The sequence below is a fragment of the Sphingomonas sp. DBB INV C78 genome (assembly GCF_042693015.1).
In the GTDB taxonomy this organism is placed as follows: Bacteria; Pseudomonadota; Alphaproteobacteria; order Sphingomonadales; family Sphingomonadaceae; genus Sphingomonas_E.
Genome location: NZ_CP170544.1, coordinates 1,769,389 through 1,786,425 on the forward strand (window position 1 = coordinate 1,769,389; position 17,037 = coordinate 1,786,425).

A 17,037-nucleotide genomic window follows, 5' to 3' on the forward strand; every position below is an offset into this window, starting at 1 on the left:
TCGGCCACGAGCGGCCGCAAGATGCTGAAATCGGGCGTCCCCATCTAACGAACTGGCAGTGTGCCTGTTGAAATCGGTCGTCCGCGTGGCCCACCATTCCATGCAAAGCAGATAGCGCGGCTGTCCTTTTCGATAGGCGCTTCTAATTCCTGATGTGCCCGCCGCGCCCGTTCCCTATCATTCGGAAATGAAACAGGCAGTCACGACATACACAGCCGCGGGAAGACCGCCGAGGCGGCGTTGATCAAGCCGCCGTCAAAGCTGCTGACATTGGCGGAACCTTGGCGCGCCGGCATGGAAGCGCTCGGATTGCTCGCTCTGGCACCGCTTCTCGCCTTGTCGCCGCGCGGCGACGGCCATGTCGTGCTCGTCCTCCCCGGGTTCGCGACCAACGACCACGCCACCACCCTGTTGCGTCTGTTCCTCGCGCAGCAAGGCTATGATGCCCGAAGCTGGGATCTTGGCTGGAACCTCGATCACCGGACAGTCGGTCAGGAAGGCGAACTCATCACCGCGCGCGTCGAGGCCTTGCGGCGGGAAAGCAAGCGCGCCGTCAGCCTGGTCGGCTGGAGCCTTGGCGGCGTAATCGCGCGCGAGGCCGCGCGGCGCGTGCCGGAATTGGTTCGCACCGTCGTCAGCCTCGCCAGCCCGTTCTCGGGTGACCCGTCGGCCAATGCGATCCGCGGGCTCTATGAGGCATTGAGCGGCAACATCATTGCCTCACCCCAGACGCGCGCGCGCTATGCCAACGGTGGAGCGGCGCTGCCTGTCCCGTCGACCGCGGTGTTCAGCCAGTCAGACGGCATTGCCGCCTGGCGCAACTGCGTCGGGACGGAAGATGCGATCAACGAGAATGTCGAAGTGCATTCGAGCCATTTCGGCATGGTCGTGAACCCGGCGGTGCTGCACGTGATTGCCGATCGGCTTGCACAGCCGGAAGGCGCGTGGCGGCGCTTCACGCCTCCGCAGGCATTCGGGTTCCTCTATCCTCCCGCGGCCGCCCTTCAGCCCAGCCCATAGGCCAGATGCTGTCTACCCTGGCGCAGCACGTCCAGGCTGAGGATCGCGATGTCGTGCTTCGCGCCCTCGGCATCGCGCACATGATCGCGCAGCATCGCCTCGACGCGGAAGCCCATCTCCTCGAACAGCGCTATCGCCCCCCGCTGTTCGGGAACGATGCGGACGATCAGCTTCTCGACGCCATCGGCGACGGCGAGCGCGAACGCCTCCTGGGCCAGGCGTCGGCCGATACCGGCGCCGCGGTTTCCCTGGGCGACGAGCACGCGGATTTCGGCGACATGGGGCGACCAGCTCAGCGCATCACGCACCACCGCGGCGCAGCCGACAAGCTCCTCGCCCGAATAAGCGAGCAGGCTGCGGATCAGCCCGCGCTCATTCTGCTCGATCCAGGCGGATACGACCTTGTCGACGCGGATGTCGCGCTGGAGGAAGAGGAGGTCGATCAGCGGCAGCGCCTCGGCAAAGGCGACGATCGCGCGTGCGTCGCCGGCGCTCATCGGGCGCACCTCAATGGCTTGATCTGTCGTCACGGCGTTCATTTCAGATCGATCTCCTGCCGAGCCATGCGTCGATCGAGGGCCATAGGCGCCGCACGGCGCTCGGCCCGGCGACGACGCTCACATGACCGCCCTTGGTCAAGATTTCCTCGCAGTCGTTCGAGCCCGTCAGGCTGAGCAACGGTGCGGCCGCTTCACGCGCGACGACGTGGTCATGCTCGGCGACGATGCTCAGGATCGGCGCGGTGATCGCCCGCAAGTCCACCGGGCGGCCGCCAATCTCCATCTGCCCTTCGACGAGCGCATTGTCCCACAGCAGGTGCTTGACGATCTGCCGGAAATAGCCGCCGGGCATCGGCAGCGTCTCCGCCGACCAGCGGTCGAACATGCGGTAGGATTTGACGAAATCGTCGTTCCACATGTTCGCCCAGAGATTGATGACGCCCGCCGTCCGGTTGGCCGGACGCATCAGATCGAACGCGCCGAGCACCAGTTCGGGCGGGATGTTGCCCAGCGTGGCGACAAGCCGGTCGACGTCGAAATGCTCGCGATCGGCCCAGACGCGGAACAGTCGCATATGGCGAAAGTCGATCGGCGTGGTGAAGCAGAGCAGGTTGGCGATGCGGTTCTGCTCGCCAAGCGCCGCATACATCACCGCCAATGTCCCGCCCATGCAATAGCCGCCGAGCGTAACCTCGCGCTCGCCCGTCTCTTCGCCGATCCGCTCGATCGAGGCTGGAATGAAGTCCAGCAGATAGTCCTCGAGCGCCAGTTTCGCCTCGTCGGTGCGTGGCGGCATCCAGTCGAGCAGATAGATATCATAGCCCCGCTGGAGCATGAACTCCATGAAGCTCTGTCCGCTTGCGAGATCGAAGATATAGCCCTTGTTGCTCGGCGGCGTGACGATCAGCAGCGGTACGCGATAGACCTCGTCGCTCACCGGCCGGTAGCGGTAGAGCGCCATCGTGCCCCGGCGGATGAGGAGGTCGCTCGCCATTGCGCCGACCGGCTGGCGCGGCGCGGTCAGGAATTCGAGGCCCTTGATGTTACGCTGGATCGCGCGATCAATTTCGCGGCGGACCCGATCGCCGACCGCGCTGGAATCGAAATTCTCCGCGCTGGCGTTCAAGTCGCGGAATCCGGTGGCTGGCGCGTGCGTCGCGGTTGGGCGGTCGATGGCGCAGCCGCCGTCTTGGTCTGAACCACCGCCAAAGCCAGCGCATCGATCTTCTGCTCGATGCGATCGAGCCGATCGAGAACCTCACTTATCTGTGCCTGCGTAGGAAGCTGCGCGGAACGCGCGAGGCGATCCAGATGGTCTTCGACATTCTTGCGGGCGGCGAAAGACAGTTTTGCGAACTGATTCATCGATCCGGCAAAGGTTTCGTTCGCGCTCAGACTTGCCGACATGTCGTTGATCTGTCGCTCCCATTGGGAAACGAACCCTTGCCACGCGGCGATCGGATCGAAATCTGATTTCTCGGCCAACGATTTTCTCCGCCTACAGCCTCGGCCACGGACAGCCTTTCCGCAACCTAGCGGAAATGCGTGGGGCCGCCCGCTCCGGCTCCAACTCGGCATCATGTTCGCCAGCGCGACGCACCTTGATGATTGGAGCGAACATCAGTGGTTGGGCATATGTGTGCCGAGATGACGGCCGGCGATGTAGCCGAAGGTCATGCCCGGTCCCAACGTCCCGCCCGCGCCGCCATAGGCTTCACCCAGCACCGCGGCCATCGCGTTGCCTGCTGCGTAGAGACCAGGGATCGGGTTGCCGTTCCAGTCCAGCACCTGGGCGTCGCCATTGGTCTTGGGGCCGCCCGACGTGCCAAGCGCGCCGGATTCCATCTTGACCGCATAATACGGCCCCTGATCGATAACACCCAGGGTGCGATAGGGGGGATCGAAGGCCGCATCGCCCCACATGTAGAAATTGTCGTACGTGTTGTCGCCGCGATTGAAGTCGTCGTCATGGCCCTTGCGGACCATCTCGTTGAACCGTGCCACGGTGGCCTTCAGCCCTTCGGCGTCGATACCCGCCTTCGCCGCCAGTTCGTCCAGCGTTTCCGCCTGCATCACGAAAGACGGAAGCGGCGATGTCGGCATCGCGTTGAAGAGCGGATACTTGTCCCGGTAGCGCTGATCGATGATCAGCCAATAGGGCAGATTGGCGTAGCTATGGGTCCCGGCGTCGAAGGCGTGCAGCGCCTTGCCCATCGCGTTGTAATTGGCCGCCTCGTTCACGAACCTTTTGCCGGCTCGGTTGACAAGGATGGCGCCGGGACGGGCCCGCTCGTCCGAACCCAGCAAATAGTTAGGCTTGGCGTCGCGGTGCTGGGGTTTGAATTCGAGCACGCTCTGCTGCCAGAAGGCATGCTGCATATTGCCCAGCTGCGCGCCGGCCTCGATCGCCATCAGCAGGCCGTCGCCTTCATTCTCCGGCACGCTTACCGGCCCCGTCAGCGGGCCGCGCAGGAAGGTTTTGACCAGGGTTTCGTTCCACTCGAAGCCGCCGGTGGCGATGACGACGCCACGGCGGGCGCGCACGCGGAAGTCGCGTCCATCGGCGTCTTCGGCGACGACGCCAATCACCCGATCACCATCCTTGACCAGCTTGCGGGCGCGCTTTTCGAACTCGACCGGAATACCGCGATCCAGCACCGCCTTGAACAGCGATCCCGCCAGCGCCTGCCCGAGGCCCCGGTAATCATGCTTTTCGCGTTCGGCGAGTGTCGCTTCGTCCAGCGTGCCGTTGATCGCCTCCATCAGGCTGCCGCGCACCGGATAGGCCATCTTGGTGGGATTCACCCGCGTGGCCCATTTGCCGAGTTCCTCGAAGCAGAAGGCCTCGTTGTCCAATGAGCGCCCGCCATCGGGCTTGGCGCCCGGCATATAGGGCTGATAGTCGGGGAAGTCGGCATAGGCATGGAAGCGAACGGGCGTCCTGTCTGTGAAGTAGCGGATCATTTCCGGCCCGCTCTCCATGAATGCCCCAAGCGTTTCGGGGTCGAGCTGGCCGGGGGCGAGAGCATCGAGATATGCGACGATGTCGTCGTCAGTATCCTCAATGCCGGCCGCTTGCTGATAGGGGTTATTGGGAATCCACAGCATGCCGCCAGACATGGCTGTCGTCCCGCCGACCATCCCGGATTTTTCCAGGATGACCACATCGCCGGCACCGAAATCACGCGCGGAAATCGCCGCCGTCATGGCCGCCCCGCCGGAACCCAGAACGACGACGTCAGCCTCCAGATCCCAATTGAAGTCTTCAGTCATGGTCCATGTCCCTCGCCATTCGATTCCGGAGTATCGGGCGATCGCCATCGCCCCCTCCATGGCGCTAGGGACACTGTAGTTTTCGGCCGGAAGCTACTCCAAGATGTCCTAGGGTGGGCTGCCCCATAACAGCCGGCGGTCACCGGGCGTTGAAGTATCACCCGGCGTTAGGAAGGTGGGTTTTGACGTTGCCATGTTCTGCGCGGCGGCCTCTTCAGGACCGCGTTAACCCGAAATGAGCTCGCGAATGCGACCCGCAAGCGTGTCCATGGCGAAGGGCTTGGTGAGGACGTGCATACCCGCTTCCATCCTGCTGCTGCCCATCACCGCGCTTTCGGCATAACCCGTGATAAACAGGATCTTGAGTTCTGGTCGATCGACACGCGCTGCGTCCGCCAACTGACGGCCGTTCATCCCCTTCGGCAGTCCGACGTCGGTGATCAGCAACTCGACATGTTGTTGTTTCCGGAGAAGGTCGAGTCCCTCCGCTCCATCAGTCGCCTCGAGCGTTTTATAACCCAGTTCCTTGAGGACGTCGGTGATCAGGGTACGGATCGCCGGCTCGTCATCGACAACAAGCACCGTTTCCCCTTCTGCCGGTGGGAGCTCTCTTCCCTGTCGCTCGCTACTGTTTTCGCCCTCCTCCTCCGAATTCACCCGCGGGAAATACAAGCTCATGGTCGTGCCACTGCCCAGTTCGGATTCGATCCTGACATGACCACCGGATTGTTTGACGAAGCCATAGATCATCGACAGACCCAGCCCAGTTCCTTCACCCAGAGGTTTGGTCGTGTAAAATGGGTCAAACGCGCGCTCGATCGTCTCGGGCGTCATGCCGGTGCCCGTATCGGCAACCGACAGCACAACATAGTCGCCGGGCGGAAACTCGGCAGTTCCACCCGCCCTGCCGCTTGGCCCCGTACCATTATGCGTTTCGATGGTGATGGATCCACCGTCCGGCATCGCGTCGCGAGCGTTTATGCAAAGATTTAGCAACGCGTTCTCGAGCTGGTTGGGATCGATAAGTGCTGTCCAAAGGTCGTCCGTCCGGCGCATGTCGATTTCGATTGTGGGTCCCACCGATCGATTCAAAAACTCCGCCATACCGGCAACTAGCCGGTCGATGTCGGTGGGTTTCGGATCCAGCGTCTGGCGTCGTGAAAAAGCAAGCAGACGATGCGTCAGGGCCGCAGCTCGCTTCGTTGCTGCCTGCGCCATTTCGAGATATTTCTCGACTTCGCCAGCGCGCCCCTGGCTAATCCGCATCTGCATCAACTCGAGACCGCCTGCGACCCCCGTCAGCAGATTGTTGAAATCGTGCGCAATGCCACCGGTCAGCTGGCCGACCGCTTCCATCTTCTGCGCCTGGCGCAGCTGCTCCTGGGCCACCTCATTTTCCCGGGTTCGCTCCTCGACCTGACGCTCGAGCGAGGCCGCCAATTCGGCCAGGGAGATTTCCGCCTGGCACCTTTCGATGGCGGCCTGCGTGCGATCGGCAACATTCCGGACAAACGCCAGATCGGTGTCGCTCCAGGCGCGCGGCTCCTCATGATTGAGATAGAGCAGTGCGACGAAATCGCCATGGTCGACAACAGGCATGTTGAGAACTGCACGAGCATGGATGGCCTCAAGCACAGAAGCCGTCTCGGATGTACGCGGATCCAGACGCGCATCTGCGATTGCGACCGTCTCGCCACGTTTCAGGTCGTCGATATAGGAACCATAGTCACGAAAGTTGAGGATGCCCGCGAGGCTATCGATACCGGGCAGTTGCCAGTCGCGCTCAATGGCGATTGTCTCCGAAACAGGGTCGATAATACCGTAACCCGCGCGACTGACGCCGAACGTCTCACCCAGAATCTTGGTCGCCAGAAACGACATATCCGCCGGGTCGCTGAGCTGCCGCAGTCCGTCGCCAAGAGCGATAAGCGCCATTCTCCGGCTATCCGCCTCGCGATGCACCGTGACGTCCTGGGTGACCCCAACCATCCGCAATGGCTGACCGAGATTGTCGCGCTCCAGCCGCCCATTGACCTTGATCCAGTGGATTGATCCGTCGGGCCAACGGCATCGATACTGGATGTCAACGTCGGCACCCGACGCGATCGCCTCGGTCATCGCCGCGCGTGTACCATCGCGGTCCGGGTGAAGGATCTTGGCGAGCAAGTCCAGATAAGTGAATTCGACATCCTCCCGTCCGTGATGGGCCCCTGCCTCCGGAGAGACGCCGAGCAAGCCGGAGGGTATCTCCATCGACCAGGCACCCAGTCCCCCGGCCCTCAAGGCAATCCGCAAGCGCTCTTGGCCATCGCGAATTTCCTCAAGCCTGCTGCGCGCCTCATATTGCCGCAGTCGAGCGCGCCGCGCCGCGCGGGCGAGGCTTACCAGCGTCGTCGGATGAAACGGACGCTCGAGAAAGGTCACATTGCCGAGCGTCTCCAGCACACGTACCGCAGCCGGGTTGCGCTCCAGGCCGCCGCCGCGGGCGGTGAGAACGATGAACGGGAAATCCGACCATTCTGCCTGGTCGGCGATGAACCCGGCGAGTTCACGAAGATCTACGCCACGCAGCACTTCCTCGGTCACGATCCCGAAGGCCGCGCCAGTGCGCAGAGTTTGCACCAGTGATGCCACATCTGGCACCATCGTAGCTGCCAGACCTGCCTCGCGTAAAATGGACGTGGCAACGGCGGCGTCGCGGCCATGCGGCGCGAGAATGGCGGCGCCCTCGGAAAGTGTGCGGTTCAAATCCGTCTCACGCTTTACTCGTATGGAGCAGTTCGGGACTATTGCTCACCAGGCTGGGGACGCCGCGCAAAACGCCTTGAAAGCCGGTTAGCGGTTCGCCGACGGTGATGCCGTTCTGGCCGATCATGAATTCCCTTATCGTGTCCTCGTGTGTGCCGGTGCGCTTCTTAACGATCGAGATGGCGCGGCGGACCCGTCCCAACGCCTCGAAATAGCGAAGCAAAATTACCGTGTCGGCGAGATAGGTCACGTCGACCGGCGCCTTCATATCGCCGACCAGTCCATGCTGCGCGACAGTGAGGAAGGTCGTAACGCCCTGACGGTTCAGATATTGCAGCAACTCGTGCATGTGCAGCACCAGTGCCTGTTCCTCGGGCATTGCTGCCTGATAGCCGTTGAGACTATCGATGACGACGGTCCGGGCGCCGTGGGTCTCGACGCAGCGCCTAACGCGCTCGGAGAACTCGCCCGGCGTCAGCTCGGCGGCATCGATCTGTTCGACAACCAGCTTGCCGTCACGGGTCATGGCCTCGAGATCAATTCCGATCTTCTTGCAGCGTTCGAACAGCAAGCCGAGCTCTTCGTCGAAGACGAATATCGCGGCGTTCTCGCCGCGCGAAATGGCGGATTTGATGAAGCTGAGTGTGATCAGCGATTTTCCTGTACCGGCAGGTCCGAGTATCAGGTTGCTCGCGCCCCGCTCCAGGCCGCCGCCAAGTAGTGCGTTCAACGGGGCATTATCGATCGGGACGGTCTCGCGTAGGAAAGCAGACCGATGCTCGGCAGAAACCAGCCGCGGAAAGACGCGAATGCCGCCGGTGTCGATCACGAAGTCGTGATAGCCGCCGCGATAACGACGACCGCGATATTTGAGAACCCGCATACGTCGCCGCTCCGCGCCATAAGTCGGCGATAGTTCTTCCAGGCGGATCACCGCATGGGCGACGCTGTGAACCGTCTTGTCCAACTGGTCGGCAGTGAGGTCGTCGAGCATGAGCACGGTTGCATCGTTGCGTGAAAAATAATGCTTCAACGCCAGAACCTGCCGACGATAGCGCAACGAGCTCTGCGCGAGCAGGCGGATCTCGGAAAGGCTGTCGAGCACGACCCGCGATGGTTTCACACGCTCGAACACCTCGAAAATGCGCTTCGTGGTCTCGCCCAGTTCAAGGTCGGACGAATAGAGAAGGCTCTGCTGCTGTTCCTCGTTGAGCAGGCTTTCCGGCGGCACGAGCTCGAAGATGACGAACTGCTCACCAAACGCCCATTCATGCGATGCCGCGCCGTCCCGAAGCTCTTCCTCGGTCTCTGAAAGCGTAATGTAGAGCACCTTTTCGCCGGCTTCGACGCCGGCAAGAAGGAATTGGGTGGCCAAAGTGGTCTTGCCCGTTCCCGGACTTCCTTCCAGGAGAAACAAGCGACCTTTCGAAAGACCTCCCACCAAGATTTCATCCAGCCCCGACACGCCCGTCGCGCAGTTCGCCATCAGACCTACCTCGCCTCTTACCACCGCCGCACGCATATCAATTCGGCTGCGTCACAGACTTGATCTGCCTTAATGCACTGGAAGAGTGATCGATCCCTGTCGCGCGCCTCAATCGCTATGAACGGCGCGTCGGGGCCTGGGGTGGAAATGGCGCTTTACGAAGAGCGGGAGTTTGGACTGCAAGCGATCCCGATCCGAGGCCATGCGATCCAGGAAGAAGTCGGAACGCGGCACGCACGCTGCTCGATGCGGTTCGTGCGCGACGAGAAGACAAGCCGGCCAGCGCAAGCGCGCACCTGAAGCAGCCGCCCCAAAAATAGGAATCTGTCAAAAGCTTGAAGCCATATTCTGGGAATCACCGCTGTGGGGGCGGAGGCCCACACCCGCCGCCTCCACCCTGTGCGTAAACTATTTCACCGCGCCGAATTTGAACTCGTGCTGGCTATCACGCGCAATCAGGATCGGCTTGCCGTCTTCCGACCCAACGACGAGCGGAAAGAATAGCATCGTTGGGTCGAGCGCGACGAAGCTGGTCGTCCCGTCATCATTCTTGCGGGTACCCATCGCACTGGAGAAGGTACGGAAGGCGAAATCTACGCCATTGCCCGTCCGCGTCACCGTGATGGGGCCGAGGTCCGGATTGGAATAGGCCGATGCCAGCGCTGCGACCGCGGCGGGATCGGGCGTTACCGACACCCGCTCGGCCTCCTTCGCGATCTCAGCCTTCAGTCGCACGCCCGCCGCAGCAACATCGCCGGCCGCTTCCGGCTTTCCGTCATAGAGCAGTTCGAGCAGACGGCGCATGAATGGTCGAAGGAGCGACTGGCCATTGTCCGAATTGGTCAGGATCACAGCCCCGATATTGGCCGACGGGATCAACAGGATGTCGCTCTTGTAGCCGGCCAGGCTGCCCCCATGGTGAACCACCGCCACCCCATAGTCGCTGTCGGTCTGCAACCCCATGCCATAGGTGCGATCCTCTCCCACCGGCACATTGGCGACACGGCGTTGAAGCAGGTTTTTCGCCGACACATATTGCGTGCCGTTGTCCAATTTCCCCTCGTTCAATTCGAAGCGCACATATTTGATCAGGTCGTTCGCCGTCGACCAGGCCCCGCCCGCCCCTGCGTAACGGGTGAAAGCGAAGTTGAGCTTCATGCCCGCATCCAGGATCGGCGCAGGCTGGGCGTTGATCTGGTCGGCATGTGGTCGTGCCCAATCATTCTTCATCGCACGATCGAAATCGAAGGTGGTTGCGGTCATGCCAAGCGGCCCGAACACCTTCTCGTCCATCGCACGGTAGAAGGCCTCGTCGAGCCCCATTTCGGGATGGACGAGATGTCCGCCGACATAACCGGCCGCGGCCGCCATCAGATTATTATATTGGAACACCTCTCCGAAGCCGCTGGTCGGCTCGGTCAAGGCGAGCTGCGCGAAGGCATCCGACGCAGCCGCCTTGGGATCGGAATTCAGGATGACCTGCATGTCCTTGCGCGGCAGCCCCGTGCAGGCGCAAACGAGGTGACGGATCAGCACCTTTTGCGTGGTCGCCGGGCTACCTAGCTGAAACGGCGGATAGGCCTGCGTCACCGGCTCATCCCAGCGGAGCTTGCCCTCATCCACCAACTTGGAAAGCAAGAGCGTGGCCATGCCCTTGGTGTTGGAGGCGATGAGAAACTGGCTGTCGCCATCCACCGGGGCGGCATCGCCGAGCAGACGAACGCCCAGGCCGGTAGAATAGATCGTCTTTTCACGGGTAGTCAGGGAGAAGGATGCCCCCGGGATGCCCAGGTCCTTCATCGATTGGGCGACGAATGCCTTCAGCTGTTCGATGCGTGCCGCGTCCATCGAGTGGGCCGTGCGGCCGGCGAAGCTTTCCCGGCTATAGCCGGCAGGACGAAGGCTCTGGGTGACGAGGCCAATAGCCGCCAGCCGCTTCTCCGCAGTCGCCTCGGCCCCGTCGACGATCGCCACCGTCCAGTTCGTGCCCGCGCGGTAGGCGATCGCGTACATCACGCGCTTTTCGTTCGGGCTGGTCTCATAATCGACGACCGCGCGGTCCTCCCAGCCGTTGCGCGGCGCTCGCGCCGTGACGAGCTTGGGCGCGCGGGCCTTGTCCGGCGCCCAGACCTTCCATGCTGCCGCCGCGGCGGCGCTGGCATCGGCCGCCTTACCGACATCGACCAGTGCCACGCGAAGATCTTTCTCGGGAGCGGCCAGCTCGATGAGCGCGGGTTTGTCTGCAGCGTTCCAGCCGGCCGGGGACGTGAAGGTGGCGCCCGAAGGCGTCTTGCCGGGGCGATCGGACTGGACGGACGGGGAAGCAGAAGCCACCTGAGGCGCGGATGCCGCCTGAGGGGTGGGTTGAGCAAATGCGGAAGCCGATATGCCGGCGAGAGCGAGCGCAACGAAAGCCGATGATTTGACCATATTCCCCCCAACGGCCTTTGGCGGTGCAGCCGGCACCGTCAGCGGCCTGTTCCCGTTTCGATAAGGTCTACACTGCCGCAGCCCGCCGCAAAATAGAAGCGATCGATCAAGGTCGTCTCATCCAAGAAAAGCACATAAGTGGCGCAAGATGACGAAGCCGTCGACGAACGGGTGAAGGGCCTTCGAGCGGGCGGTGACGATTATCTCGCCAAGCCGTATTCGCTTGCCGAACTGCTGGCCCGTGTCGAAGTCATCGCCCGCCGCTGCCCTGTGGTCGCCGAAGAGGCGAAGCTGGCGGTCGGCAATCTCGATATCGATCTGCTGGGGCGCAGTGCCACGCGCGGCGGCAACCGCATCGACCTCACCAATCGGGAATTCCGCATCCTCGAATGCCTGGCGCGCAATGCCGGGCGAGTCGTCACCCGCTCGATGCTGCCGCACCGTCTGATCCGGCTTTGGCGCCTTCCACTCCACTCCTTTGGACTACCCAAACAAAACTATATTGGAATCACTACCACATTAGTAGACTAAACATGCATTCACTGGCGAAGGCGCTGGCGGGTCTCGGCGAGTGGCTGTCGCCGGGCGGGCACGTATGTCCGTCAGATAGGCCCGCGGCTTTTGATGGGAAGCAGCTTGCTCCGCGTAATCAACGGCTAAAGCGCACGAAGGTTCGGCCCGCTCAACCGGACGTCGTGATCCCGCGAATGCGAGGAGACTATATGCGACGGCACGATCCAATCCCGACCAACTGACGGCCTGACGGCCGACTGACCGACCAGATCAAGAACGCACGATCGTGCGCGCCTATGGGCGTGCGCGAATGGAAGCGGCTGCCCGTCAAAGGCGCCGTGGGGGACGAACACGCATGCCTATTCGACGTGACTACAAGACGAAATTGGGGGTCCATATTTCGGTAAGCGCGACCGCGCTCGCGCTGATCGCAACATCGCCAGCCCATGCCGAGGAAGTCACCGCGCCGGCGGAAGCCGAGGCGGCTCCCGCGGAAGCGGGTGGCTCGGAACTGCTCGCCGCCAGCGAGATCCTGGTAACAGCCCGCCGCCGCGAGGAGCGCGCGCAGGACGTGCCGATCGCGCTCAACGCCATTGGCGCGGACACGTTGGAACGCTCCGGCACCTTCACGATCAGCCAGGTGCAGCAACTCGTGCCCAGCCTGCAGGTCTTCAGCTTCAATCCGCGCAACACCAACATCAACATCCGCGGCCTCGGCAGCAATGTCGCGCTCACCAATGACGGGCTGGAAAATGGCGTCGGCGTCTATGTCGACCAGGTCTATTACGGCCGCGTCGGCACATCGCAGTTCGACCTTGTCGACCTCGACCGCATCGAGGTGCTGCGCGGGCCACAGGGCACGCTGTTCGGGAAGAACACGACCGCGGGCGCGATCAACATCACCAGCCGCGCGCCCAGCTTCACGCCGGAATTTTCGGGCGAGGTGAGCCTTGGCAATTACGGCTATCATCAGGTCCGCGGATCGGCATCGGCACCGCTAATCGACGACAAATTGGCCTTCCGCCTGAGCATCGCCGACACCCACCGCGACGGCTTCCTCGACAATGTCCGGACCGGCCGCAAGGCGCAGGATTATGACAATTTCTCGGTCCGCGGCCAGCTTCTGGCGACACCCACCGAGGCGCTTTCGATCCGCCTGATCGCCGATTTTTCGCGCCAGCGGCTTAACTGCTGCATCGGCGTGATCGCGGATGTCTTTACGACCTATGACAATGGGACGCCCATCCCCAACAACTTCGTCGATCGCGTGAGCCGCGCCGGCTACACGCCGCTGCCCACCGACCCGTTCGCGCGCCAGACCGATGCCGACTCCGACTTCCACGCCGACATGTATGGCTATGGATTTTCCGGCCAGGTCGATTGGGATCTCGGCCCCGTCGCACTGACGAGCATCACCGCCTATCGCCGCTGGCACTGGAACCCCGCCAATGACGGCGATTCCATCGGCCTGCCGGTCATCACGCTGGCCGAGCAGGCCAATCGCCAGCGCCAGTTCAGCCAGGAATTCCGCGTCGCTTCGACGGGTGAGAATGTCGTCGATTATGTGGCGGGCCTTTATTATTTCAACCAGACGGTGAACGGTTATGGTGCAACCGGCTACGGCCCGGCGGCGCCCAACTGGTTCCTGCCCGCTGTTCCCGCCGTGCTTGGCAATGCCGCGCTCAACGGCTTCGTCGCGCGATCGACATCGACGCCGCAGACCAAGAGCTATGCCGCCTTCGCACAAGGGACGTGGAACGCCACGGATGCGCTGAGCGTCACGGCCGGCCTGCGCTTCACGCATGAGGACAAGACCGGCACCTACACCCAGGTGCAGGAAGGGGCGGATCTGAGCACCCTGCCCCCGGCGCTGGCCGCCGCGGCCCAGCAGATCCGCAATAGCTTTGGCCCGGCGACGAACTATACGGCGAAGCGCAAGGACGACAGCCTCTCCGGCACGATCAACATTGCCTACAAGATCGCGCCCGACGTGCTGGGTTACGCCACCTACTCGCGCGGCAACAAATCGGGCGGGCTGAACCTGGCCGCCCTGCCGGCGGGCGTGCCGAAAACCGTGAAGCCCGAGAAGGTCGACAATTACGAGATCGGCATCAAGAGCGAGTTTCTCGACCGCCAAGTGACACTGAACCTGGCCGCGTTCTGGACCGATGTCGGCAATTACCAGACGGCGATCCTCGAAATGCTGCCGTCGTCGGTGACCTTCGTCCAATATATCGCAAACGCCGGCAAGGTCCGCTCACGCGGCTTCGAGGCGGACGCGGCCTATGCCCCGAACGAGCTGATCAGCTTCGCCGCATCCGCGGCCTACACCGACGCCGAATATCGCGATTATCCCAACGGCCCCGCCCCGGTGGAAAGTGGTCTTGCCGTCGCAGATCTATCCGGCCAGCCGCTCGCGGGCGTGCCGAAGTTCACCTACGCACTGGGCGCGGACGTCGCCCAGCCGATCGGATCGGTCCAGCTCTACGGCCATGTCGATTTTTCGCACCGGTCGTCCTTCTACACCGCGGTCAGCAACTCGCGCTTCTCGAAGGTCGACGGCTACGGCCTCGTCAATCTGCGCTTCGGGGTTCGTAGCGAGGATAGTCGCTGGGATCTGTCCTTCTGGACCAAGAACCTCTTCGACAAGGATTATTTCCAGACGCTCACCCCGACCAATACCGGCCTTGTCACCGGCCTGACGGGTGATCCCCGCACCGTCGGCGCGACGCTCCGCACCAGCTTCTAGGAGGTGGACCATGGCGACTGCCATCAATAGCGACATATGGCGCGATACCGGGGCGGCGGCGGCCACTACCCCGCCGGATCGGTTACCGGCCGGCAGACTGCTGGCTTTCTCCGCCGTGGCGCTACCCGTCGCCGCCGCGCAAATGCCGCTCAACGTCTATCTGCCCGCCATCCTTGCGCAGCATTATGGCGTGCCGCTGGCAGTGCTCGGCACCATCTTCCTGATCGAGAAGATCTGGGGCGCGATCGCCGATCCGATCATCGGATCGCTGAGCGATCGCACGCGCAACCGCTTCGGCCGCCGCCGCACCTGGATCGCCGCGGGTGGCGCGGTGTTCGGTCTGTCGGCGCTCCTGCTCTTCTTCCCCGTGTGGGGCGTGACGCCGCTCTATCTCGGCCTCGTCCTGTTCGCCTTCTACCTCGGCTGGTCGATGATCCAGATCCCGTTCCTTGCCTGGTCCGGGGAAATATCGCGCGACTATAATGAGCGGACGCGGGTCGCGACCTACCAGCTCGTCGTCGGCTCTGCCGCATTGCTGCTGGTGCTGGTGCTGCCGACACTGGTCGATCAGTTCCGGCCGGGCGATGGCCCGCTCAAGCTGGGCGTGATGGGCGGCCTGCTGCTGATCACCCTGGTCCCGTCGCTGTTCCTGACGCTCCGCGCCTTTCCCGAGCCGCCATTGCCCGAAGTTCCGCCGCAGCGCCTGCCGTTCGGCCAGGCGGTGCGGCTGGTCGCGTCCAACCGCTTGTTGATGCGGATATTGGCGTCGGATTTCGCGGTGACGCTCGGCCAGAATATCCGCGGCACGCTCTTCGTCTTCTTCGTCAGCGCCTATATGGGCCTGCCGCATTGGGCCAGCGGGCTCTTCCTGCTGCAGTTCATCTTCGGCATCAGCGCCGGGCCGATCTGGATGAAGATCGGCTACCGCCTCGGCAAGCATCGCGCCGCCGTTACCGGGGAACTGGTGCAGGTCGCCATCAACCTTGGCCTGCTGTTCGTCGTGCCCGGCCAGCTCGGGCTGCTGATCGCGCTCACAGTGGCGCAGGGTTTCGCCCAGGGTTCGGGCAATCTGATGCTCCGTTCGATGGTGGCGGATGTCGCTGACGAGCATCGCCTTGCGACCGGCGAGGATCGCACCGCTTTGTTCTATTCGGTGTTCAGCATTTCGATGAAGGCGGCGATGGCCGCGGCGGTCGGCATTGCCCTGCCGCTGGTGGCGTGGCTCGGTTTCGATCCGGCTTCGTCCACCAATTCCCCGGACGCGCTCAAGGGGCTGCTGTTCGTCTTCGCGCTCGGCCCGGCGCTCGCCCACCTCGTCTCCGCTGCTTTGGTCCACGGCTTCCCGCTGGACGCCGCCGCCCATGCCCGCATTCGCGCATCGCTCGACCAGCGCGATGCCACCCCAGACGCCCATATTCTTTGAGAGGAACCACGCCATGACCCTTCCCGTAATCGAGCTCAAGGAAGCAGAAAGCCTGTTCGACATCCGCCCGCTCCAGCCCAGCCTCGGCGCCGAGATCAGCGGTATCGACCTGGCCGATCCGCTGGACGACCACCGCCTTGGCGCGCTTCAGGCGGCCCTGCTGCACTATCGCGTCCTCTTCTTCCGCGATCAGGACATCACGCGCGAACAGCAGATCGCCTTCGGCGCGGCCTTTGGCGAGCTGGAGGTTCACCCCGTCTTCTCGCTGCCGGATTATCCGCAGATCCTGCCGCTGATCTCGCGCGATTTCATCGGCAAATATCGTGCCTCGCCGGACAGCAACTGGCACGCCGACACGACCTTCCGGCCCGATCCGTCGGCCGCATCCATCCTGCGCGCGCTGGTATCGCCGTCGCTGGGCGGAGATACCGTCTTCGCCAACGCCGTCGCGGCCTATGAATCGCTGGACGAGGCGGTGCGCGCGCGAATCGACGGGCTGACCGCGATCCACGATCCCAGCGTCTTCATCCAGTTCCTCGACAGCGAGGAGAAGAAGGAGGCGCTGCGCGCTCAATATCCCGAGGTCGAGCATCCCGTGGTGCGCCTCCATCCGGAAACGGGCGAAAAGGTGCTCTACGTCAATTCGGTCTTCACCCGCCGCATCAAGGGGCTGGAGCCGGAAGAGAGCGGCCGGTTGCTGGCGCTTCTGTTCAACCAGTTCAAGCGGCCGGAATTCCAGGTGCGGTGGAGCTGGCGGCCCAATTCCGTCGCCTTCTGGGACAATCGTGCGACCCAGCATTACGCGGTGCCCGATTACAATGAACCGCGCCACATGGAGCGCGTGACGATCATCGGCGACCGCCCGATCGGCCCTTCCCAGACCCGCTGACCCCGA

Annotated in this window: 12 protein-coding genes; 5 read left to right on the plus strand and 7 right to left on the minus strand. The window is 63.0% G+C overall.

What is annotated here, in order from left to right:
* Window positions 1-240: 240 nt before the first annotated feature.
* Window positions 241-1,020 (plus strand): esterase/lipase family protein, encoded by a 780-nt coding sequence (locus ACFB49_RS08490; RefSeq protein WP_380878415.1) that lies wholly within the window; start codon window positions 241-243, stop codon window positions 1,018-1,020.
* Here ACFB49_RS08490 and ACFB49_RS08495 read toward each other — a convergent pair.
* The 7 genes from ACFB49_RS08495 to ACFB49_RS08525 all read right to left on the minus strand — a co-directional run bounded on the left by ACFB49_RS08495 (window position 1,005) and on the right by ACFB49_RS08525 (window position 11,361).
* Window positions 1,005-1,559: a GNAT family N-acetyltransferase gene (locus ACFB49_RS08495; RefSeq protein ID WP_380878418.1), complete on the minus strand. Its 555-nt coding sequence runs from the start codon at window positions 1,557-1,559 to the stop codon at window positions 1,005-1,007. The genes ACFB49_RS08490 and ACFB49_RS08495 overlap by 16 nt on opposite strands.
* A 1-nt stretch (window position 1,560) precedes the next feature.
* On the minus strand, window positions 1,561-2,646 hold the full coding sequence (locus ACFB49_RS08500) for an alpha/beta fold hydrolase (protein ID WP_380878421.1): 1,086 nt from the start codon (window positions 2,644-2,646) through the stop codon (window positions 1,561-1,563).
* On the minus strand, window positions 2,643-3,005 hold the full coding sequence (locus ACFB49_RS08505; RefSeq protein ID WP_380878424.1) for a hypothetical protein: 363 nt from the start codon (window positions 3,003-3,005) through the stop codon (window positions 2,643-2,645). The genes ACFB49_RS08500 and ACFB49_RS08505 overlap by 4 nt, the downstream gene beginning before the upstream one ends.
* Before the next feature lie 135 nt (window positions 3,006-3,140).
* On the minus strand, window positions 3,141-4,793 hold the full coding sequence (locus tag ACFB49_RS08510; protein WP_380878427.1) for an FAD-binding protein: 1,653 nt from the start codon (window positions 4,791-4,793) through the stop codon (window positions 3,141-3,143).
* Window positions 4,794-5,018: 225 nt separating this feature from the next.
* A complete protein-coding gene (locus tag ACFB49_RS08515; RefSeq protein ID WP_380878429.1) occupies window positions 5,019-7,541 on the minus strand; it encodes an ATP-binding protein in 2,523 nt (840 codons plus the stop codon).
* 7 nt (window positions 7,542-7,548) lie between these two features.
* Window positions 7,549-9,027, minus strand: coding sequence for an ATPase domain-containing protein (locus ACFB49_RS08520; protein ID WP_380878432.1), 1,479 nt, complete (start codon window positions 9,025-9,027; stop codon window positions 7,549-7,551).
* 408 nt (window positions 9,028-9,435) lie between these two features.
* Window positions 9,436-11,361, minus strand: coding sequence for a serine hydrolase domain-containing protein (locus ACFB49_RS08525; RefSeq protein WP_380878435.1), 1,926 nt, complete (start codon window positions 11,359-11,361; stop codon window positions 9,436-9,438).
* A 234-nt stretch (window positions 11,362-11,595) separates the two neighbouring features.
* Here ACFB49_RS08525 and ACFB49_RS08530 point away from each other — a divergent pair, with 234 nt between their 5' ends.
* The 4 genes from ACFB49_RS08530 to ACFB49_RS08545 all read left to right on the plus strand — a co-directional run bounded on the left by ACFB49_RS08530 (window position 11,596) and on the right by ACFB49_RS08545 (window position 17,031).
* A complete protein-coding gene (locus ACFB49_RS08530) occupies window positions 11,596-11,988 on the plus strand; it encodes a response regulator transcription factor (protein ID WP_380878438.1) in 393 nt (130 codons plus the stop codon).
* 337 nt (window positions 11,989-12,325) lie between these two features.
* Complete coding sequence (locus ACFB49_RS08535; protein WP_380878441.1) at window positions 12,326-14,719, plus strand: TonB-dependent receptor; 2,394 nt, start codon at window positions 12,326-12,328, stop codon at window positions 14,717-14,719.
* A gap of 10 nt (window positions 14,720-14,729) precedes the next feature.
* Window positions 14,730-16,142, plus strand: a complete 1,413-nt coding sequence (locus ACFB49_RS08540; RefSeq protein ID WP_380878444.1) for an MFS transporter — start codon at window positions 14,730-14,732, stop codon at window positions 16,140-16,142.
* Between the two features lie 13 nt (window positions 16,143-16,155).
* Entirely contained in the window at window positions 16,156-17,031 is an 876-nt protein-coding gene (locus ACFB49_RS08545) for a TauD/TfdA dioxygenase family protein (protein WP_380878447.1), read from the plus strand.
* Window positions 17,032-17,037 lie beyond the last annotated feature (6 nt).

Bases quoted from the DNA above. Each gene is read 5' to 3' on its own strand.
- ACFB49_RS08495 (WP_380878418.1), bottom strand. From the start codon at position 1,559: ATGAACGCCGTGACGACAGATCAAGCCATTGAGGTGCGCCCGATGAGC.
- ACFB49_RS08510 (WP_380878427.1), bottom strand. From the start codon at position 4,793: ATGACTGAAGACTTCAATTGGGATCTGGAGGCTGACGTCGTCGTTCTG.
- ACFB49_RS08520 (WP_380878432.1), bottom strand. From the start codon at position 9,027: ATGGCGAACTGCGCGACGGGCGTGTCGGGGCTGGATGAAATCTTGGTG.
- ACFB49_RS08535 (WP_380878441.1), top strand. From the start codon at position 12,326: ATGCCTATTCGACGTGACTACAAGACGAAATTGGGGGTCCATATTTCG.
- ACFB49_RS08540 (WP_380878444.1), top strand. From the start codon at position 14,730: ATGGCGACTGCCATCAATAGCGACATATGGCGCGATACCGGGGCGGCG.
- ACFB49_RS08545 (WP_380878447.1), top strand. From the start codon at position 16,156: ATGACCCTTCCCGTAATCGAGCTCAAGGAAGCAGAAAGCCTGTTCGAC.